Origin of the sequence: Streptomyces sp. NPDC048288, from assembly GCF_043201555.1 — a bacterium.
In the GTDB taxonomy this organism is placed as follows: Bacteria; Actinomycetota; Actinomycetes; order Streptomycetales; family Streptomycetaceae; genus Streptomyces.
Genome location: NZ_JBICZD010000002.1, coordinates 508,042 through 527,022 on the forward strand (window position 1 = coordinate 508,042; position 18,981 = coordinate 527,022).

An 18,981-nucleotide genomic window follows, 5' to 3' on the forward strand; every position below is an offset into this window, starting at 1 on the left:
TGGCGCGTCAGCCGGTGAGGCCCGCGCCGAACGCGCCGTACGTGCGGGACAGCCCGAAGGTGCCCGGGCCGAAGGACTTGGCACCGGTGGCGGTGATGCCGGAGGCGCTGCCGCGCAGGGCGGTGACCGCGCCGACGCCCCCGTCCTCGAAGCCGGCCGCGACGGTCAGGTCCGCCTTGCCGTCCTTGTTGACGTCCGAGAGCACGAGGTCCGAGCCGAAGTAGTCCATGGACTCGTTGGTGCCGGGGACCCCGGTGGTGTTCTGGGAGATCGTGCGGGCGCCGGTGCGGGAGACGCCGTCGGCCGAGCCGTTCATCAGGACGACGAGACCGGTGTCCTCGGCCGCGCCGATGTCCTTGAAGACGACGCCGATGGCGAGGTCGCCGTAGCCGTCGCCGTTGGTGTCCCCGATGGAGACGGCGCCGCCGAAGCCGTCACCCTCCTTGTCGGTGCCGGGGACGCCGGTGGCGGACTGGGTGAGCTCGGCCATGGGCGCGTCGCCGTTGACCGGGCCGCCCTTGCTGCCGCGGATGACGGTGACCTGGCCGCCGAGGGTGCCGGTGTGGTCGTCCTCCTTCGCGAAGACGTTGCCGATGGCGATCTCGTCGTAGCCGTCGCCGTCGATGTCGCCCAGGGCGAGGGAGGTGCCGCCGTTGAGCACGCGCGGCTTGGTCGTGACCACGCCGGTGGACGCGCCGAGGTAGGCGGCGCCCTTGGACCAGCTGCCCGACGGGTCCGAGGTGAGCGCGGTGCGGTAGGTGAGGACGAGGTCGGCCTTCTTGTCGCCGTTGGTGTCGCCCGCGGCGAGCGCGTCGATGCCGAACTCCGCCTTCTCCGGGGTGGGGACCTTCTGGGTGCCGCCGGTGGTGCCGGACTTCGTGAAGCCGCCCTTGACGATGTAGGCGTACGACCCGGCCGTGCCGGACGCCAGGTCCGCCTTGCCGTCGCCGTTGAAGTCGCCGGCGGCCAGGACCGAGCCCCAGGCCTCGTGCTTGGTCGCGGAGGGGTCCTTGACCGACGTGCCGTTCTTCAGGCCGCTCGCCGAGCCCCACAGGATGGTGACCGAACCGCCGTCGGTGTCCGTGCCGGTGTCCTCGCCGGGCGCGCCGACGGCGAGGTCGGTGTAGCCGTCCTTGTTGAAGTCGGCGACGGCGAGCGCGCGGCCGAAGAAGTCCTCGGTCTCGGCGGTGCCGGGGACACCTGTGGTGTTCTGGCTGACGATCGTGCGCTTGGCGGGGTTGAGTCCGGAGGAGCTGCCGTAGACCACGGCGACGTACCCGGCCATGTTCTTGCCGCCGACCTTGGCGTAGGGGGCGGCGAAGGCGACGTCGCCGTAACCGTCGTGGTTGAAGTCCGCCTTGTAGGCACGGGCCGTGGCGGCGGACGCGGCGGGGGCCGAGAGGGTCAGCAGTCCGCCGGTCAGCGCGGCGGCGGTGACGGTCGCGAGGGCGAGGCGACGACGGTGGTGTCCGTTCACGGGAGAGAACTCCTGAGGTCGGCGGCGTGAAGGGGGGGCGGAGGTGCGCGGGTCCGCAGGTTCGCGGAGGAGGCGTGCCGGCCGGCCTTCCCCGCACGCGGTACGGAGTACGAGTACGGGGTACGGGGTACGGGGAGGGCCGGCCGGCCGGTGGATCGTGGATCAGTTGGCGAACATGGCGCCGAACTGCGGGACGCCGGTCGTCGAGATGCCCACCTTGCTCGCGGCGAGGGCGCGCGATCCGGTCGTGGTGATCTTCGAGCCGTTGGACGGCAGGTAGGTCACCGCGCCGTCGCCGCCGTTCTCGTACGAGCCGACGACGAGGTCGGCGCGGCCGTCGCCGGTGACGTCGTCGAGCTTGACGTCGGCGCCGAAGAGGTCGTTCTTCTCGTCGTCGCCGGGGACGCCGGCCGTGCTCTGGGCGAAGGCCTGGGCGCCGGAGGCGAGGTTGATCCCGGTCTTCGCGCCGTACAGGACGGTGACCTGGCCGGTGTTGGTGTTGCTGCCGATGTCCTCGTTGGGCGTGGAGACGACCAGGTCGGCGTAGCCGTCGCCGTTGACGTCGCCGAGGTCGAGGTCCCAGCCGAAGCCGTCGCCCTTCTCGGAGGTGCCGGGGACGCTGCTGCTGTTCTGGTTGAACATGGTGGCCTTGGCCGGGCCGGAGGCACTGCCGTAGGTGATGGCCACCCGGCCCCCGTTGGCGGAGTCCGGGAAGACGGTCCCGCCGCTGCTGGCGTCCCAGGAGGCACCGCTGACGATGTCGCCGAAGCCGTCGCCGTTGATGTCGCCGACGCCGGTGACGATGCCGCTCTTGAGGGCCTTGGCGCCGGTGGCGGTCAGGCCGTTCGCGGTGCCCGGCAGCCAGTAGTTGGTGTTCCAGTGGTCGCTGGTCTTCGTCTCGTACCCGTCGACGATCAGGTCGGTACGGCCGTCGCCGTTGACGTCACCGGCGGTGAGGTGCATCGGGCCGTACGGGTAGGAGTCGGTGCCCGGCTGGATCGGCGGCTTGACGGTGTACCGGCCGCCGGGGGTGCCGTTGCTCGCGATGCCGCCCTTGAACACCCACAGGGTGGCGGCGGAGCTGCCGATGGCGAGGTCGGCCTTGCCGTCGCCGTCGAAGTCACCGGCGGCGAGGGTCTGTCCCCAGTAGTCGTGACCGCTCGGCGAGGGGTCCTTGAGGTCGACGCCCTTGCCGGTGAGCCCGCTCTTGGAGCCCCACAGCAGGGTGACGGTGCCGCCGTTGGTGTCGGTGCCGACCTTCTCGGTCGGGGAGGCGACGGCGAGGTCGTCGTAGCCGTCGGCGTTGAAGTCGGCGTACGCCAGGTCGTAGCCGAACTGGTCGCCGGCCTCGGCGGTGCCGGGGACGCCGGCGCTGTTCTGGCTGAGCGTGGTGCGCTTGGTGGTCGTGACGCCGGTGGCGGAGCCGTAGAGGGCGACGACCTGGCCGGCGCCCTTGTGGCCGCTGACGTAGGCGGTGGCCGCCGAGGTGGCGATGTCGCCGTAGCCGTCACCGTTGAAGTCGGCGTGTGCGACCTTGACGGAGTCCGCGGCCGATGCCGAAGCGGCCGAGAACGTGAGCAGACCGCCCGTCAGCGCGGCCGCGGTGGCCGTCGCGAGGGCGAGTCGCGGGAACGTGTGCATGCGGGTTGTCTCCTGCGGCATGCGGGGGCCGTCCGCACCCGGCGGACGCCCGGACTCGAAGCTGTCCGGCGCTCAGGAGACCCGCTCGAAGGGGTAAGGGTTGTACGTGAGTTCGATGAATTCTTGGGAGTGGCTGTGAGCCGTGGACCGGGAGGCGGTGTTCATCGGCCGGTCGGGGACCACAGGCCGAGCCACTGCTCGGCGTCCCAGGCCTCGAAGCGTTCCATCTCGGTGAATCCCAGTTTCGCCGCGAGACGCATCGAGGCGAGGTTGGCGGTCTGGGTGGTGAGCACCACCGGCTCGCCGGGAAGCGCGGCGGCGAGCCAGCCGAGTGCCGCCGCGCACGCCTCGCCGGCGTACCCGGATCCCCATGCCCGGCGCAGGAACAGGTAGCCGAGATCGGCCTTCCCCGCGGCAGCCGGGCGACGGTGTCCCGTCGTTCTCCTGAGCAGGATCTGGCCGATCATCGAGCCGTCGAGTTCGACGACGAAGCTCCCGGGCCACCGCTCGGGCACCCCGGGCAGCTCGCGCTCGAGTTCGTCACGCGGGCGGGGGCCGCCGAGGTAGGTGTGCACCTCCGGCGAGGCGAGCAGTTCGACGAACGCCGCACGGTCCCGGGCCTCGGGTTCACGGAGCACGAGCCGCTCGGTCCTGATCGGCTCGGGCGGCCAGGCCACGGATCCCAGGGCTTCCATCCGCGCACGCTAACAGTTCGGGCAGGCGACGGCGACCGGCCCCGGGGGCCGGCGGAGCCGATCGTCTGTGCTTTCAGCTCCCTGTGCCGCTGGGATTCTCCCGTGACAGCGCGCACTGCCTCCGAGGCCGCTGCCGTTCGTCCTCCGCCGGCACGGGCGGCTTGTGGCAGAGGGCGAGCGGTGGAGCCGGTGGGCCGTCCGTGGACGGCCCGGGCTTCGTGCGGGGTGGGGGTAGGAGCGGTCAGTGGTGGAGGTCGATGGTGAAGCGGCGCTTGCCCGTGCCGATCGTGTCGGCGTGGACCTGGCCGCGGGCCTCGCGGAACTCCCCGGTGCCGCCGGTGATCGCGTTGTCGAACGAGGGAGGAGGAATCGTCGGTTTGCCGTCGGTGAGGATGCCGAAGACCATCCCCTGTGCGGAGAGCTGGCCGCCCTGGAGCGTGTAGGTCACGACACACTCCTCCGCTCCGCCGTTCTCGACCGTGGTGGTGGTGCAGGTACCGTCGGTCTCGCCGACCTGGATCTTGTCGTTCCTGTCGAAGAGGAGCGAGCGGAAGACGGTCCGGTCGCCCTGGGCGGGGCCGCGGGTGCTGACGGGGAAGCGCGACTGCTGGACGAGGTGGCCGATGAGCGTGATGACGTGGTGTCCGCCCTTGGCGTGGACGGCATCGGTGTGCGTCGCGGCGTCCGCGCCGGAGGCGCAGGCGAGAAGCGTGACCAGCGCGGTGGCCGTGCCGAGACAGGCTGCCCTGATGGGGCGCATCGTGTGGCTCCTGAGGTTGAGGTTCACGGATGGTCAGGTGCCGCCTTCATAACCTCGGCTCCGCCACCACCCGGAACGCCCCGGCGCGACCCACCGTCAGATCCGACCGGTCGGACCAACCCTGGGCAGCGGGAGTACCGGTCGCTCACGCCCTCCTGATCACCCCTGCGGCAGGATGGGGTCCATGAGCGTAGTCAAGATCAATGTGCTGACCGTGCCCGCCGAGCAGCGGGAGGTGCTGGAGAAGCGGTTCGCGTCCCGGGCCCATGCCGTGGAGAACTCGGACGGGTTCGAGTGGTTCGAGTTGCTGCGGCCGGTCGAGGGGACCGAGCAGTACCTGGTGTACACGCGGTGGCGGGACGAGGAGGCGTTCCAGGCGTGGATGGAGGGGCCGATGAAGGACGCGCACCGGGGTGGTGCGGAGGGGGAGCGGCCGAAGCCGGCGGCGTCCGGGTCGACGCTGTGGTCGTTCGAGGTGGTGCAGTCGGCGGGGCCGAAGGGCGCGTAGTCGCGTAGGCGGGGTCAGGGTTCCGACTGGCATTTGACGACCGCGTCGCCGGAGTCGGCGGCCTGGCTGTAGAAGGCTCGGAGTTCGTGGTGGGCGGCGGCGAACGCGCCCCAGGTCCGGGGTTCCGCGGCGGTGCCGCCGTAGCGGGGCAGGAGGGTGTCGCGGGCGGCGTCCCAGAGGGCGTCGAAGTCGGCGGTCGTCAGGAAGCCGGCCACGCGGCGGGCCTGGGCGGCCGTCAGCACCAGCAGCGGCGGCCGGTGCGGGTCGGTGCGGAAGACGGGACGGCCGCCGAGCACCACCTGGGTGTGCGGGTGGTGCTCGCAACGGTGCGCGGGGGTGCCGGCGTAGATGCGCTCCTGGTCCGGGTAGCGCTGGTCCAGCACCTCCTCGCGGCGGCGGCCGACCCGTTGCCGGACGGTCTCCGCGTCGCTCTCGAAGAGCCGTTCCAGCCAGGCCGGGCTGTTGCGCAGTGCCGGGGCCGGCACCGCTCGCAGACGGAGGTACTCGCTCATGCCCTAAGGAGCGCACGGGGGCGCCCGGACATTACGCCGGAGTGCCGGCCGCCGCTACGGCCTGCGCAACCGCTTGCGGTACGACGCGGCGGCGCCGGGCCGGGATCCCGAGCAGCGGGTTGGCGACGCTCCAGGCCGCGCCCTTGCAGACCAGTTCCTTGTAGACGGCGGCGGTCCGGCCGGTCAGGGCGGCCCGTACGGCGCGGTCGTCGGCCGTGACGTACTGGATCAGCCCCTCCTTGCGGCCCAGGGAGATGCACTGGTTGAAGTAGCGGATCGGGGTGTTCGGGAGCTTGCCGCCGGTCAGGCGGGCCGCGATGGCGTCGGCGGCCTGCCAGGCCATGGGCACGCCCGAGGCGCAGGACATCCGCAGCGGCCTGCCGCCGGGGCCGGTCGCCGTCGCCGCGTCGCCGATCGCGTACACGTCCGGGTGCGAGACGGAGCGCATGGTCCCGTCGACGACGATCCGGCCGGCGTCGGTGACCTCAAGCGCGGTGGCCCCGGAGATCGGGTGGACGGCGAAGCCGGTGGTCCACACCGTGACCGCGGCGGGGAGCGTACCGCCCCCGGCGGTGCTGACCTGGCCGGCCGACACGGCGGTGACGGCGGTGTGTTCGTGCACCGTGACACCCAGCTTGTCGACGACCTTCCGCAGGTGCCCGCGCCCCTTGGGCGAGAGCCAGTCGCCGAGACCGGCGCGGGCCGCGAGGGCCACGTCGAGGTCCGGGCGGGCCTCGGCGATCTCGGTCGCGGCCTCCAGGCCGGTCAGGCCGCCGCCGACCACGACCACCGGCTCCCCGGCGCCCAGTGCGGCGAGCCGCTCGCGCAGCCGGAGCGCTCCGGGGCGGCTCGCGATCTCGTCGGCGTGCTCGGCGGTGCCGGGGACGCCCTGGTCGTGCCAGGCGCTGCCGAGGGCGTACACGAGGGTGTCGTACTCCAGCAGGTCCTCGGTGCCGTCCGCGGCGGCCACGGTGACCGTCTTCCGGTCGACGTCCACGGCGCTGACCCGCGCGAGCCGCAGCCCGACCCCGGTGCCCGCGAACATCTCGGCGAGGGGCCGGGGCCGCAGCTCCTGGCCGGTCGCGAGCTGGTGCATGCGGACGCGCTCGACGAAGTCGGGCTCGGCGTTGACGAGGGTGAGGGCGACGTCCTCGCGGCGCAGCCGCCTGGCGAGGCGGCCGGCCGCGCTGGCTCCGGTGTATCCGGCTCCGAGGACGACGATGCGGTGCTGCATGTCCGTACTCCTGTCATCCGGTTCTGAGGGTTCTTCCGGTTCTTCCGGCTTTTTCGGTTCTCGGGGTTCTTCGGGCTCTTCGAGTTCTTCGGGGAGCCGCCCCTTGAACCGGGCAGGCCGGCGTTTCCTGACAGGAGTGCGATGTGAAGCGGGTCACATGGACGAGAGGGGGGTGGTCGGGTGGTCAGAAGAGGCGGAGCAGGGGGGTGCCGTGGTCGGTGGCCGCCCACTGGCGGGTCGCGCGTTCCAGCTTGTCGGGGTTGACCTGGTTGCGGAACGCCGCGATGCCCTCGTCGGTGATCTCCAGGCACATGACGCCGAAGACCCGGCCGCCGACGACCGCCACCAGGGCCGGGCCACCGTTCGCGGACGTGAGGTAGAGGTCGACCGGGCCGCCGGCCAGGGCCCGCTGGGCCGGGCCCGGCTTGAAGAGGCCCCGCATGAACTTCGCGACCGCGACGGCGCCCTCGAACGCCCGGGCGCGGGCCGGGACCTTCCCGCCGCCGTCACCGACCGCGACGGCGTCCTCGGTGAGCAGCCGGACCAGCGGCTCGGTCCGGCCGCTGGTGGCGGCCGCGAGGAACTCCTCGATGATCCGCCGGGCGGCGGCCTCGTCCACCTCGGCGCGGGCCCTGCCCTCCGCGACGTGCTTCTTGGCCCGGTGGAAGATCTGCTGGCTGGCGGCCTCGGTGAGGTCGAGGATCCCGGCGATCTCCCGGTGCGGGTAGTCGAAGGCCTCCCGCAGCACGTAGACCGCGCGCTCGCTGGGCGTCAGGCGCTCCAGCAGGGCGAGCACGGCGTACGACACCGACTCGCGCCGTTCCGCGCTGTCGGCGGGGCCGAGCATCGGGTCGCCCGCCAGCAGCGGCTCGGGGAGCCACTCACCCACGTAGGTCTCGCGGCGGGCGCGGGCCGAGGTGAGCTGGTTGAGGCAGAGGTTGGTGAGCACCTTCGTCAGCCAGGCCTCGGGGACCTCGATCCGGTCGGTGTCGGTGGCCTGCCAGCGCAGATACGTCTCCTGCACGGCGTCCTCGGCCTCGCTCGCGGACCCGAGGAGGCGATAGGCGATCGCCTCCAGCCGGGGCCTGGAGCTCTCGAACCGGTCCACGTCGGTCATGGTCAGGGCCATGGGCGGGATCCTAGCCCGCGCCGTTTCCCGGGGAGCGGGGGCAGCCGGAGGAGGCGGGCTCAGTGGTGGTGGCCGTAGGAGGCGGTGGTGGTTCCGGCGCGGGCGGCGGCCTCGTCGGCGCGGCTCCTGGCGTGGGCGGCCTCGGCGGTGCGGCCGGTGCCGTCCAGGACGCGGGCGAGGTTGTTCCAGGTCAGGCTGGTGGCATGCCAGTTGTCGTCGTCACGGCGGATCCGGAGGCACTCCCGCAGGGCGGCTACGGCCAGGTCGGTGCGGCCCGCCGCGTGCAGTACGCAGCCGAGGCTGTTGAGGGAGTCGCCGTGCAGGAAACGGTTGCCGGTGGCGTGGTGGAGCACGCAGGCCCGGCGGAGCGTGGCGGCCGCCTCGTCGTACCGGCCCAGGGTGTCCAGCACCAGACCGAGGTTGTGCCAGGCCCGGCCCTCGTGGGAGACGTCACCGGTGTCGCGGAAGCGGTCGCGGGCCCGCCGGTGGGTGGCGGCGGACTCGTGCAGCAGGCCCGACCTGCGCTGCGCGAGACCGAGGTTGTTCCACGCGATGCCCTCGCCGGTCGCATCCCCGAGCGCGTGGAACAGGTCCGCCGCGTGGACGAGGGGTTCGACGGCCTCCTCGGACCGGTCGGCCCGCAGCAGCGCGTTGCCGAGGTGGTTGCAGACGGCCGCCTCCGCGTACCGGTCCGGTGACTTGCGCGCCCGTTCCCTGGCGGCGCGGCCGACGGCGACCCAGTCCTCGAAGAACCGCCGCTCGCGCAGGAACTCGGCGAGGTGCAGCGCGAGCGCCACGGTGCAGTCGGGGTCGAGTTCGTCCGGCCACTGGGTGGCCGCGACCAGGTTGACGCGCTCGGCATCGAGCCAGGCAACCGCCTCCGCCCGCTCCTCGAACGGGCCGGACGAGAAGTCGGACAACGGGCCGGACGAGGAGTCGGACGACAGATCGGACGAGGAGTCGAACGACGGGTCCGGCGACGGGTCGGGCACCGCGCCGGACGACGAGGCGAACGAGAAGTCGGACAACGGACCGGACGACGAGCCGAATGAGGAGTCGGACGACGGATCGGACGGGGAGTCGGACGACGGGCCCGACGACGGGTCGGACAACGGATCCGACGACGGGGCGGGCGACGGGCCCGACGACGGGGCGGACAGGGCGCCGGACAGCGAGCTCGGCAGTGGGTCTGTCGGCGGGCCTGGCTGGGGGTTGGCCGGGGGCGCCGCACGCAGCCGGCGGCAGGCCGCCTCGGTCTTGGTGCGGTAGTGGTCCCGTATCCGGCGGCGGGCCCGGCCGCCCTCCTCGACGAGCGTGGGGTCCTCGACGGCCAGCGCGCTCGCGTAGCCGCGGACCAGGTCGTGGATGCGCCAGCGGCCGGGGAACCCGTCGCCCGGCTCCTCCCCGGTGATCAGGTGGGCGCCCACGAGGTCGTCGAGGAGTTCCAGCGCCTCGGAGCGGGGCCGGCCGGTGGCCACCACCGCCGTCTCGGTGCTGAAGTCCGCGAACGGCACCTGGGCCAGCGCGCACAGCGACCGGGCCCGGTCCCGGGGCAGCCGGCGGAAGGACATGTCGAAGACCGGGGCGAGTTCGAGGACCCTGCCGTACTCGTCGACACCCCGGCTGGTCAGGACCCGGGTGGGGTCGGCGGCCGCGCGCAACTCCCCGACCAGGGACGGGAGCGGGTCGCCGACCCGGCGCCGGTGCAGCAGGGCGGTGGCGATCCGCAGGGCGAGCGGCATACGGCCGCAGAGCCGGGTCAGTTCGCGTACGGCCTCGGTCTCCTCCGGCGTCCACCCGTCCGCGGCGGCGGTGCGGCGGCGGACCGCCGGGGCGATCAGCCGGACGGAGTCGTCGGGGCTGAGGGGGCCGAGGGGTAACTCGACGGCCGTCAGCGACTCGTGGCACTCCCGGGTGGTGATCAGCACGCAGTGCAGACCGCTGGCGGGCAGCAGCGGTGAGACCTGCGCCGAGTCCGAGACGTTGTCGAGCACCAGCAGGACCCGTCGGCCGGCGTCGGCGAGAGCCGCCAGACGGCTCCGGTACGCGTCCAGCTGGTGGACCTCCTCCCCGAAGTGGCCGACCGGTTCGGAGCCGAGCCGGACGTCGCCGTCGCCGAGGGCGTGCAGCAGCGACGTCACCGCCCGGGTGGGGGTGACGGGGTGGTCGTCGTAGCCGGCGAGGTCGAGGAAGAGGGCACCGCCGGTGAACCAGCCCTCCTTGCGCGCCCGGTGCGCGGCCTTCAGGGCGAGCGCGGTCTTGCCCATCCCGCCGAGCCCGGTGACGACACAGACGACGGGTGTGTCCGGGGCGGGGTCGGCGGGCGGACAGAGCCGCGCCTCCAGCGCCGCCAGCTCCGCGGCCCGCCCGGTGAAGCCGGGCTGGGCCATCGGCAACGTGCAGGGCCCGGGACGCCCGGGAAGCTCCGGCCGCTCGGGACGCCCCGACCGCTCCGACCGCTCGGGGCGGCGCGGGCCGTGATTCACGATCATCTTCCCGACGACCTGACCCCGGAAGACACCTCGCCGGAAGTCGATGTGGTCGTCGCCGCGGCCCGGATCCGGGTCCCCGTCCGCGTCTCCGTCCCCGTGGGAGTCCGGTGTCCGGTCCTCGCCCTCCCGTGCCCGCACCTGTGGCCCCCCTCGCCCCGTATCCGCCAGGCTCGCACCGCTTTGAGGGGCTTCACGCTAGGGCATGCCCCGGGCGCCGCGGGACCGTTCCGCATCCTTCGCGCCGCACTTCTTTCGCACATCGCGTTCCTACGCTCCCGGTGCACCGTCCACCCAGCCCAGGGAGTCGTCCATGGCACTGATCATCGCCGCCGCAACACCGTTCCACGGCCATGTCCAGCCCGTCGTCACCGTCGCCGCGGACCTGGTGCGGCGCGGGCACGAGGTCGTCGTACTGACGGGGAGCCGGTTCGCCGAGGACGTGCGGGCCGCCGGCGCCCTGCACGTGGCGCTGCCGCCCGCCGCGGACTTCGACGACCGGCGGCTGGAGCTGTACTTCCCGGACCGCGCCGCCTTCCCGACGGGCCCGGCGCAGCTGGACTACAACATGAAGGGGGAAGGGGAACACGGGTGGCCCGAGGGCCAGGGCCAGGGCGAGGCAGAACCGCATGCCGCCGTCCGCCCCGCCCCCACCCCACCCGACCCCACCGGTCCCGCCAGGACCGCCGGTCTCGACGCGGCCGTGCGCGACGGCGGCCGAGGAACTCCGCACGAAGCTGCTGGCCCTGGGCGACGCGGTGCCCGCGCCCCGGATCACCGCCGTCTCCGCCACCCCGGCGACGGCGACCGCACCCGACGAGGACACCCGTTGAAGAGGACACCCGTTGCAGACGGCCCGACCTCGTGAAGGGATACTCACCTCATGCCGACGCTCTTTTCCCGGATCCTCGACGGAGAACTGCCCGCCCGGTTCGTCTGGCAGGACGCCGAGGTCGCCGCGTTCCTCAGCATCGCCCCGCTGACCCCCGGCCACACGCTGGTGGTGCCCCGGCGGGAGGTGGACCGGTGGACCGACGCGGACGGCGCGCTGCTCGCCCGCTGTGTCACCGTGGCGCAGGCGATCGGCCGCGGGGTGCGGCATGCCTGGGACGCGCCCCGGGCCGCCCTGGTCATCGCGGGCTTCGAGGTGCCGCATCTGCACATCCATGTCGCGCCCGCCTGGAGCATGGCCGACTTCGACTTCTCCCGGGCCCAGGTGGAGAAGGACGAGACCGTGATGGACGACGCGGCGTCCCGGCTGCGCACCGCGCTGCGCGAACTCGGCTTCGCCGAGCACGTGGCGTCCTAGAGCCCGGCGGCCAGTCTCCGCAGCACGGCGTCCGACACCGGCGCGGGCAGGGCCCGCAGGGTGCGCACCAGGGCCGCCGCGGGCCGGGGGAAGCACGCCTGCGCCGGTTCCCGCTCCAGGGCGCGTACGACGTGCCGGGCGGCCCGCTCCTGGCTGATCTGGAAGGGCTTGGGCAGGCCGTCGCCGCCGACCCGCTCGGTGGCGACGAAGCCGGGGTGGATCGAGGTGAACCGGACGCCGTGCGGGGCGAGTTCGACGCGCGCGGTGTCGAGGAGCGTGCGCACGGCCGCCTTCGCCGCCGAGTACGGCCCCTGCCGGGGGACGCCCATCAGCCCGGCCAGGGAGTTGGTGTGGGCGATCAGCCCGCCGCCGGCCTGCCCGCGCAGCTGCGTGATCAGCGGGACGAGGTAGTTGACGACCACGTCGTAGTTGAGCGCCATGATCCGCGAGACGTCCGCGACGCCCACCCGGTCCATGGACATGTCCGGGCCCTGACCGGCGTTGAGGAGGGCGATGTCGACGGAGCCGTACTCCGTGACGGCGGCGGCCACCACCCCGGCGGCGGCCGTCGCGTCCAGGGCGTCCGCGGGCAGGTCCAGGCAGTCGCTGCCCGCGGCCCGTATCTCCGCGGCCACGGCGGCGAGTTCGGCGGCGCGCCGGGCCGTGATGACGAACCGGTTGCCGCCGTCCGCGAGTTGACGTGCCACCTCGGCGCCGATGCCCGACGAGGCGCCGACGATCAGAACCGTCCGCCCGGTGATGCGTGCCATGGTGTCCCTCCGTCCGGCGCGTGCGGCGCACGCGACGCCAGGGTAGGCCGGGCGGGTGGGCGAAGAGTGGCTGCCGTCAGGCGGCCCGCGCCGTCCTGACCAACCGCTCGACTCTGCGGTGCAGTTGCTCGACGTGGTCCTCCGACTCCGGCTTCATGAGGACGCTGCGCAGGATCCGGGCGCCGTCCGCGTCCGCCGTGATCTTGGGGTGGCGGGTGGCGAAGGCGTCGCGGTCGGCCTTGAGGGTGCTGAGGAAGACCGGGTCGGGGCCGGTCATGCCGTCCGTGAGGACCCGGGCGGAGACGGCGTCGATCGCGGTGAGGGACGCGGGGTCGGTGGCCGGGAAGTAGGTGACGATGTCGAGCGACGGGCGCTGGTAGAGCTCCAGGGAGTCGGACGCCTCGATCAGGTCCGCCCAGCGCAGGGCGGCCCGCCGCCCGGCCGCCAGCACCCGGCCGAGGCCGTCGGGGGTGGGCGGGAGGAGCCGGAAGGTGAGCCAGAGGGCGGCCGCGGCGGCGCCGGCCCGGGAGCACTCCAGGCTGATCTCGCCGAGGTGGAGCTCGGTGGAGGTGAAGTAGGTGTAGGGCGAGTCGTGCAGGTAGAAGCGGCCCACGTCGGGGTCGCGGAAGAGGACGGCCCCGCAGCCGTAGGGCTGGAGTCCGTGCTTGTGCGGGTCGACGACGATCGAGTCGGCCCGGGCGAGGGCCCGCCACGGCTCGGGCGGGAGGCCCTCGGGGCCGTCGGCGCCGGCGAGGAGCGTGAAGAAGCCGCCGTAGGCCGCGTCCACGTGGACGCGGACGCCGTACCGCTCGGCGAGCGGCAGGATCTCGTGGACGGGGTCGACGGCGCCGAGTCCGGTGGTGCCGGTGGTGAGGACGACGGTGCCGACGTCTCCCGTCTCCAGCACTTCCTCCAGCGCGTCGAGGTCCATCCGGCCCCGGCCGTCGGTGCGGACGGGGTGGCTGGTCATGTCCAGGACGTGGCACATCCGGCCGTGGGTGTAGTGGGCGTCGGCGCTGTGCGCGATGCCCCGGCCGGGGTGGAGTTCGCGGGCGACGAAGAGGGCTTCGAGGTTGGCGATGGTGCCGCTGGTGGTGAGGTGGCCGAGGTGGGTGTCGTATTCGAACATCGCGGCGAGCCGGGCGACGGCCTCGCGTTCCATCGCCGCCGTCGCGGGGCCGCCGTCCAGGGCGTGGTTGTTGGGGTTGATCAGCATCGCGGTGAGGTGGCCGACCACCGCGGCGGGGTGCGGGGGCTTGAGCATCTGGCCCGCGTAGTGCGGGTGGAAGAAGGGGTAGTTGTCCTTCAGCCGGTCCGTGAACTCCTCGAAGACCGGTGCGAAACGGTCGTCGGCCACGTCGAGGGACGGGTGCGGCCGGTACGGGCCGAAGGTGTCGGCCCACTCCTGTATCGCGCCGGTGGCCCGGCCGAGCCAGTGCTGCAGATCCACGGGGTCCGCCTTCCTCTCGTTCGCGGGTGCTCGTCCCACCGTACGATTTCATTGACTAGTCAGCAATTGATTGCTCAGCGATTGAGACGGCAGTGACTGAGGTGGCAGTGACTGAAACGGCAGTAAGTGCCCTCGCAGTAAAGTCGCCGGCGATGAACTCCACCCCGCAGCACGACGACGAAGCCGCCGCCCGCGCCGCCAACAGCCCGCTCGTCCGGGACTTCGGGCTGCTGATCAAGTCCGCCACCCGGCTGGAGCAGCGCATCGACGGCGCGCTGCGCCGCGAGTGCGGGATCAGCCACACCATGCTGGAGGTGCTGATACGGCTCTGCCGCCGACCCGGCGAGGAGGTCTCCCAGCGGCAGCTGGCCGACGATCTGACGCTCACCAGCAGCGGCACCACCCGGCTGATCGACCGCATGGAGGAGGCCGGTCTGGTCCGGCGCGTGCCGTCCCCCGGGGACCGGCGGGTGGCGCTGGTGGAGCCGACCGGCGAGGGGCGCACGGTGTTCCTGGGAGCGGCGGCCGTGCACGCGCGGGTGGTCGAGGAGTTCTTCGTCCGGCCGCTGGCCGCCGACGACTACACCCGGCTGACCGCCGCGCTGGGCACGATCGACCGGGCGCTGCGGGAGCGGACCGGCTGACCGCTTGGCCGCAACGGGTGTGGTCCAGATCACGGGAAGTCGGTGTCGCGTGCCGGACAGCTCAGTGACGTGAGCACACATATGCGTACCCGGGTACGGGCCGGGGAGTCGAGCGCGTTCGCGGAGCTGTTCGACAGCTATGCCAACGCCGTCTACAACCATGCCTTCCGGCTCACCGCCGACCGGTCGGTCGCCGAGGACGTGATGGCGGCGACCTTCCTGGAGGCATGGCGGCTGCGCGAGCGGGTCGACCCCGAGGGCGGTTCGCTCCGTCCGTGGCTGCTGGGCATCGCCACCAACACCGCCCGCAACCAGTACCGGAGCAACCGCCGCTACCGGGCCGCCGCCCAGGCCGCCGCGGCGGCCGAACTCGCGGTGCCCGACCACGCGGACGAGGTGGCCGACCGGATCGACGGCCGGCGCCGCCTCGCCGCGGCCCTCACCGCCCTCGCCGGACTGCGCAGACCGGAGCGCGAGGTCGTCACGCTCTGCCTGGGCGAGGGCCTGGACTACGAGGCCGCGGCGGAGGCGCTCGGCATCCCCGTCGGCACGGTGGCCTCCCGGCTCTCCCGCGCCCGAAGAAAGCTGCGCCACCTCACCGACGCGCCGATCACGGCCGTAGCGCCCACCGGCGCATCGCCCGCCGGAGTACCGCCCGCCGGCGCACCGGCGAAAAAAGTTCGCGGAGATCGGGAAGGCGACCGCCCCGCCCGACAGACAAGAGGTGATCACACCCACGTGATCCGGCCCGCACAGGAAGGAAGACGATGACCGCGAACACCTCCCGGAACCACCCGGCCGAGGTGGACGGCGGCGCCGAGCGGCTGCTGTCCGCCACGGCGCGGGACCTGCCGCCGGGCCGCCACCAGTTCCACAAGGAGCGACTGATGGCCCAGATCCACGACCTGCGGCAGACGGAGTCCGCGGCGACGGCCCCCGCGAAGCAGCGGCGCCGCCGCCTTCCGCGACCGGTGATCGCGCTGCCCCTGACGGCGGCGGCGCTGGCCGCGGCGGTCGTCGCCGGACTGACCCTGTCCGGCAACAGCGACGGCGACGGCGTACGTGACTACGGCCCGGCCCTCACCACCAGCATCGGCGTGGCCAGCAGCAAGGGCGTACCGCAGCTCCTCGACCAGATCTCCCTGGCGGCCGCCAAGACCTCCCGCCCGGACGTCCGGCCCGGCCAGTACATCTACATCAGGTCCGAGTCGGCCGACACCTACGTCAGGCACGTCGGCGACACGGCCTCCCTGGCCAGCCACCCGCTGCACACCCGGCAGACCTGGATGTCCCCCGACGGCGCCAAGGGCTGGCTGATCGACCCGGCCGTCAACGACAGCCCCGAGGGCGAGACCCTGGACCGCCAGGAGTTCCAGGGCCAGACCCCCAAGCCGACCCTGAACGGCCCGTCGTACGACTACCTCACCCAGCTCACCACCGACCCCGACCAGCTGCTGGCCAAGATCTACAAGGAGACGAAGGGCCACGGGAACTCCCCCGACCAGGAGGCGTTCACCACCATCGGCGACCTGCTCGGCGAGAGCTACCCGCCGGCGGAGCTGTACCCGGCGCTGTTCAAGGCCGCCGAGAAGATCCCCGGTGTCGTCGTGGTCGACGACTCGACCGACGCGGTGGGCCGGCACGGTGTCGCGGTGGCCCGGCTCGACGAGACCAGCGGGCAGCGCGAGGAGTGGATCTTCGACAAGAAGACCCATGTCTTCCTCGGCGAACGCACGGTCCAGGTCCGCAAGAACAGCGGCGACGACGCGCTGATCACCCCCGGCACCATCCTCTTCACCAGCGCCGTCATGGAGCGCAGCGTCGTGGACGGCATCAGGCAGACCCCCTCCGCGAAGTCCTGACCGCCGCCCGTGCGCGAGGGTCCCCGGGGCCGCCGGTTGAGCGGGACGGGGCGCGGCGGGATCCTGGGAAGCGGGTGCGGACACAGGGACACCCGGAGGCACCATGGAGGGACGCGTACCGGAGGACCTGGCGGTCGTCGTCGACGCCGGTGGGGCGGTGCTGGTGTGGAGTGCGGGTGCCCGGCGGCTGCTCGGTTACGAGCCCGCCGAGGTCGTCGGCAGGCCGGCGCGGAGCCTGCTCGCCGCCGACCTGCCCGCCTCCGCCCGCCGCCATCTCGCCGCCGGGCACCGCTGGTCCACCGAGGTGGCGCTGCGGCACCGCGACGGCGACCGGGTCGTCGTACGCCTCCAGGGCATCCCGCTCGCGGACACCGGTCCCAGGCCGCTGTGGCTGGTGACCGGTGCCGCGCAGACCACCGTGGCCGGGCGCGACCAGCCCGGGGCGGCGGCCCTGTGGGACCTCACGCTCGCCCAGCTGCCGATGCCGGTGGCGATCTACGACCGCGAGGCGAGGTTCGTCGCCGCCAACGACGTCATGAGCCGGATCATGGGCCGGCCCGCGGCGGAGATGCGCGGACTGACCCTGTGGGAGATCGAGCCCAGCTTCCCCTTCGACGTGTACGACCGCCTCCAGCGGCAGGTGCTGCGCACCGGGCGGACGGTCTTCCACGAGCAGCACGGCCAGGCACCCGGCGAGACCCGGGAGCACTCCTGGTCGATGTACTTCTCCGCGCTGAAGGACGAGACGGGCACGGTGCAGGGTCTGTCCGCGATCGTCTTCGACACCACGGAGCAGTACTGGGCCCGCCGCCACCTGGCCGTCCTCAACGACGCCAGCATGCGCGTCGGCACCACCCTGGACGTGATCCGGACCGCCGAGGAACTGGCCGAGGTGGCGGTGGGCGGGTTCGCGGACTTCGTCACCGTCGACCTGCTGGAGTCCGTCGCCCTCGGGGACGAACCCGAGCCGCTGCCGCCGGGCCGGGCGGTCACCGTACGCCGTACCGCACAGCGGTCGGTGCTGCCGGGCTGCCCGGAGGCGGTGGCCGACCCCGGCGACCCGATCCGCTACCCGGCCGGGACCCCGCCGCTGCGGGCCCTGCTCGCGGGCCGCGGCACCCGGCACACCCCGGGCGAACCCGGGATGCGGGAGTGGATCACGTCGTCCCAGGCCCGTGCCGACTCGGTCGCCCGGCACATGATCCACTCGGTGCTGATGGTCCCGCTGCGCGCCCGCGGGGTCACCCTCGGCCTGGCGCACTTCCTGCGGCACCGCACGCCCGAGTCGTTCACCGAGGACGACCAGCGGCTCGCCGAGGAGATCGTCGCCCGGGCCGCGGTGAGCGTGGACAACGCCCGCCGCTACACCCGCGAGCGCCGCACCGCCCTGGCCCTGCAGCGCAGCCTGCTGCCCGGCCGGCCGCCGGGACTGGTGGCGACGGAGGTGGCCTACCGCTATCTGCCCACCGGGTCCGGCGAGGACGTCGGCGGCGACTGGTTCGACGTGATCCCGCTGTCCGGCGCCCGGGTCGCCCTGGTGGTCGGGGACGTGGTCGGGCACGGCATCCGCGCCTCCGCCACGATGGGCCGGCTGCGGACGGCGGTGCGCACCCTGGCCGACGTCGACCTGGCCCCCGACGAACTCCTCACCCAGCTCGACGACCTCGTGATCCGGCTCGACCGCGAGGAGGGCCCGGACGTGCCCGGCCGGGCCGAGGCGACGTCCGGCGAGGTCGGCGCGACCTGCCTGTACGCCGTCTACGACCCGGTGACCCGGCGCTGCACCATGGCCCGCGCCGGCCATCCGGCCCCGGCGCTGGTCCCGCCCGACGGCGCGGCCCGCCTCCTCGACCTCCCGGCCGGGCCGCCGCTGGGCCTGGGCGGCCTGCCCTTCGAGTCGGCCGAGGTGGAACTGGCGGAGGGCAGCGTGCTCGCCCTCTACACCGACGGCCTGGTGCGGACGGCCGGCCAGGACATGGAGGCGGGCGTGGGCCTGCTGTGCCGGGCGCTGGCCGATCCGGCCGCGCCCCTGGAGGAGACCTGCGACCACGTGCTGCGCACGGTCCTCACCGACCGCCCCGGCGACGACATCGTCCTGCTCCTCGCCCGCACCTCCGCCCTGGACACCGCGCAGGTCCGCACCTGGCAGCTCCCGAGGCACCCGGCCGCCGTCGCCGGGGCCCGCAAGATGGCGTGCGAGCAGCTGGAGACCTGGGGCCTGACGGACGCGTCCTTCGCCACGGAACTGATCGTCAGCGAGCTGGTCACCAACGCGGTCCGCTACGGCGACAGCCCGATCTCCCTGCGCCTGATCCGTGACACGTCCCTGATCTGCGAGGTCTCCGACGGCAGCAGCACGGCCCCGCATCTGCGCCGGGCCCGGGTCTACGACGAGGGCGGCCGGGGGCTGCTCCTGGTCGCCCAGATCGCGGAGCGCTGGGGCAGCCGCCAGACCCCGACCGGCAAGACGATCTGGGCGGAACAGCCGCTGCCCGCCTGAC

At 73.3% G+C, this 18,981-nt stretch carries 17 protein-coding genes; 7 read left to right on the plus strand and 10 right to left on the minus strand.

All coding sequences use genetic code 11. The features are described from left to right. Positions 1-7: 7 nt before the first annotated feature. From ACGFZS_RS08625 to ACGFZS_RS08640, 4 genes are all read right to left on the minus strand, one after another. Entirely contained in the window at positions 8-1,477 is a 1,470-nt protein-coding gene (locus tag ACGFZS_RS08625; protein WP_393794485.1) for an FG-GAP-like repeat-containing protein, read from the minus strand. Positions 1,478-1,639: 162 nt separating this feature from the next. Continuing rightward, positions 1,640-3,118, minus strand: a complete 1,479-nt coding sequence (locus ACGFZS_RS08630; RefSeq protein WP_393794486.1) for an FG-GAP and VCBS repeat-containing protein — start codon at positions 3,116-3,118, stop codon at positions 1,640-1,642. Positions 3,119-3,279: 161 nt separating this feature from the next. Further along, positions 3,280-3,813, minus strand: a complete 534-nt coding sequence (locus ACGFZS_RS08635) for a GNAT family N-acetyltransferase (protein WP_393794487.1) — start codon at positions 3,811-3,813, stop codon at positions 3,280-3,282. 241 nt (positions 3,814-4,054) lie between these two features. Beyond that, a complete protein-coding gene (locus ACGFZS_RS08640; protein ID WP_393794488.1) occupies positions 4,055-4,573 on the minus strand; it encodes a hypothetical protein in 519 nt (172 codons plus the stop codon). A gap of 184 nt (positions 4,574-4,757) precedes the next feature. Here ACGFZS_RS08640 and ACGFZS_RS08645 point away from each other — a divergent pair, with 184 nt between their 5' ends. Continuing rightward, complete coding sequence (locus ACGFZS_RS08645) at positions 4,758-5,081, plus strand: antibiotic biosynthesis monooxygenase (protein WP_365679201.1); 324 nt, start codon at positions 4,758-4,760, stop codon at positions 5,079-5,081. 14 nt (positions 5,082-5,095) lie between these two features. Here the strand turns inward: ACGFZS_RS08645 and ACGFZS_RS08650 are convergent, their stop codons facing one another. The 4 genes from ACGFZS_RS08650 to ACGFZS_RS08665 form a co-directional block, all read right to left on the minus strand. Next, positions 5,096-5,593: a DUF1877 family protein gene (locus ACGFZS_RS08650; protein WP_393794489.1), complete on the minus strand. Its 498-nt coding sequence runs from the start codon at positions 5,591-5,593 to the stop codon at positions 5,096-5,098. A 31-nt stretch (positions 5,594-5,624) separates the two neighbouring features. Beyond that, positions 5,625-6,827, minus strand: a complete 1,203-nt coding sequence (locus ACGFZS_RS08655) for an NAD(P)/FAD-dependent oxidoreductase (protein WP_393794490.1) — start codon at positions 6,825-6,827, stop codon at positions 5,625-5,627. Between the two features lie 184 nt (positions 6,828-7,011). Beyond that, positions 7,012-7,956 carry an RNA polymerase sigma-70 factor gene (locus ACGFZS_RS08660; protein WP_393794491.1) on the minus strand — a complete coding sequence of 315 codons (945 nt, stop codon included), beginning with the start codon at positions 7,954-7,956 and terminating at the stop codon, positions 7,012-7,014. Positions 7,957-8,015: 59 nt separating this feature from the next. Then, on the minus strand, positions 8,016-10,586 hold the full coding sequence (locus ACGFZS_RS08665) for a tetratricopeptide repeat protein (protein WP_393794492.1): 2,571 nt from the start codon (positions 10,584-10,586) through the stop codon (positions 8,016-8,018). Positions 10,587-10,758: 172 nt separating this feature from the next. Between ACGFZS_RS08665 and ACGFZS_RS08670 the strand changes: the two genes are divergently transcribed. Beyond that, positions 10,759-11,313, plus strand: a complete 555-nt coding sequence (locus ACGFZS_RS08670; protein ID WP_393794493.1) for a hypothetical protein — start codon at positions 10,759-10,761, stop codon at positions 11,311-11,313. A 15-nt stretch (positions 11,314-11,328) separates the two neighbouring features. Further along, positions 11,329-11,754, plus strand: coding sequence for an HIT family protein (locus ACGFZS_RS08675; protein WP_393794494.1), 426 nt, complete (start codon positions 11,329-11,331; stop codon positions 11,752-11,754). Here the strand turns inward: ACGFZS_RS08675 and ACGFZS_RS08680 are convergent. Both ACGFZS_RS08680 and ACGFZS_RS08685 read right to left on the minus strand, forming a co-directional pair. After that, positions 11,751-12,524, minus strand: a complete 774-nt coding sequence (locus ACGFZS_RS08680) for an SDR family NAD(P)-dependent oxidoreductase (protein WP_393794495.1) — start codon at positions 12,522-12,524, stop codon at positions 11,751-11,753. The genes ACGFZS_RS08675 and ACGFZS_RS08680 overlap by 4 nt on opposite strands. 76 nt (positions 12,525-12,600) lie before the next feature. Continuing rightward, positions 12,601-13,974, minus strand: a complete 1,374-nt coding sequence (locus ACGFZS_RS08685) for a pyridoxal phosphate-dependent decarboxylase family protein (protein ID WP_393794496.1) — start codon at positions 13,972-13,974, stop codon at positions 12,601-12,603. A gap of 152 nt (positions 13,975-14,126) precedes the next feature. Between ACGFZS_RS08685 and ACGFZS_RS08690 the strand changes: the two genes are divergently transcribed. The 4 genes from ACGFZS_RS08690 to ACGFZS_RS08705 all read left to right on the plus strand — a co-directional run bounded on the left by ACGFZS_RS08690 (position 14,127) and on the right by ACGFZS_RS08705 (position 18,980). After that, complete coding sequence (locus ACGFZS_RS08690; RefSeq protein WP_393794497.1) at positions 14,127-14,618, plus strand: MarR family winged helix-turn-helix transcriptional regulator; 492 nt, start codon at positions 14,127-14,129, stop codon at positions 14,616-14,618. 81 nt (positions 14,619-14,699) lie between these two features. After that, positions 14,700-15,389: an RNA polymerase sigma factor gene (locus tag ACGFZS_RS08695; RefSeq protein WP_393794869.1), complete on the plus strand. Its 690-nt coding sequence runs from the start codon at positions 14,700-14,702 to the stop codon at positions 15,387-15,389. Then, the gene (locus tag ACGFZS_RS08700) at positions 15,386-16,480 is read left to right on the plus strand and encodes a CU044_5270 family protein (RefSeq protein WP_393794498.1); all 1,095 of its coding nucleotides are present in this window, start codon (positions 15,386-15,388) and stop codon (positions 16,478-16,480) included. The genes ACGFZS_RS08695 and ACGFZS_RS08700 overlap by 4 nt, the downstream gene beginning before the upstream one ends. 103 nt (positions 16,481-16,583) lie before the next feature. After that, positions 16,584-18,980, plus strand: a complete 2,397-nt coding sequence (locus tag ACGFZS_RS08705; RefSeq protein WP_393794499.1) for a SpoIIE family protein phosphatase — start codon at positions 16,584-16,586, stop codon at positions 18,978-18,980. The last annotated feature ends 1 nt before the right edge of the window (position 18,981 follow it).

What these genes read in the sequence shown, in the direction of transcription:
- ACGFZS_RS08645 (WP_365679201.1), top strand. Translation starts at nt 4,758, where the DNA reads ATGAGCGTAGTCAAGATCAATGTGCTGACCGTGCCCGCCGAGCAGCGG.
- ACGFZS_RS08655 (WP_393794490.1), bottom strand. Translation starts at nt 6,827, where the DNA reads ATGCAGCACCGCATCGTCGTCCTCGGAGCCGGATACACCGGAGCCAGC.
- ACGFZS_RS08635 (WP_393794487.1), bottom strand. Translation starts at nt 3,813, where the DNA reads ATGGAAGCCCTGGGATCCGTGGCCTGGCCGCCCGAGCCGATCAGGACC.
- ACGFZS_RS08700 (WP_393794498.1), top strand. Translation starts at nt 15,386, where the DNA reads ATGACCGCGAACACCTCCCGGAACCACCCGGCCGAGGTGGACGGCGGC.
- ACGFZS_RS08660 (WP_393794491.1), bottom strand. Translation starts at nt 7,956, where the DNA reads ATGGCCCTGACCATGACCGACGTGGACCGGTTCGAGAGCTCCAGGCCC.
- ACGFZS_RS08640 (WP_393794488.1), bottom strand. Translation starts at nt 4,573, where the DNA reads ATGCGCCCCATCAGGGCAGCCTGTCTCGGCACGGCCACCGCGCTGGTC.
- ACGFZS_RS08705 (WP_393794499.1), top strand. Translation starts at nt 16,584, where the DNA reads ATGGAGGGACGCGTACCGGAGGACCTGGCGGTCGTCGTCGACGCCGGT.
- ACGFZS_RS08675 (WP_393794494.1), top strand. Translation starts at nt 11,329, where the DNA reads ATGCCGACGCTCTTTTCCCGGATCCTCGACGGAGAACTGCCCGCCCGG.
- ACGFZS_RS08670 (WP_393794493.1), top strand. Translation starts at nt 10,759, where the DNA reads ATGGCACTGATCATCGCCGCCGCAACACCGTTCCACGGCCATGTCCAG.
- ACGFZS_RS08695 (WP_393794869.1), top strand. Translation starts at nt 14,700, where the DNA reads ATGCGTACCCGGGTACGGGCCGGGGAGTCGAGCGCGTTCGCGGAGCTG.
- ACGFZS_RS08650 (WP_393794489.1), bottom strand. Translation starts at nt 5,593, where the DNA reads ATGAGCGAGTACCTCCGTCTGCGAGCGGTGCCGGCCCCGGCACTGCGC.
- ACGFZS_RS08630 (WP_393794486.1), bottom strand. Translation starts at nt 3,118, where the DNA reads ATGCACACGTTCCCGCGACTCGCCCTCGCGACGGCCACCGCGGCCGCG.
- ACGFZS_RS08680 (WP_393794495.1), bottom strand. Translation starts at nt 12,524, where the DNA reads ATGGCACGCATCACCGGGCGGACGGTTCTGATCGTCGGCGCCTCGTCG.
- ACGFZS_RS08690 (WP_393794497.1), top strand. Translation starts at nt 14,127, where the DNA reads ATGAACTCCACCCCGCAGCACGACGACGAAGCCGCCGCCCGCGCCGCC.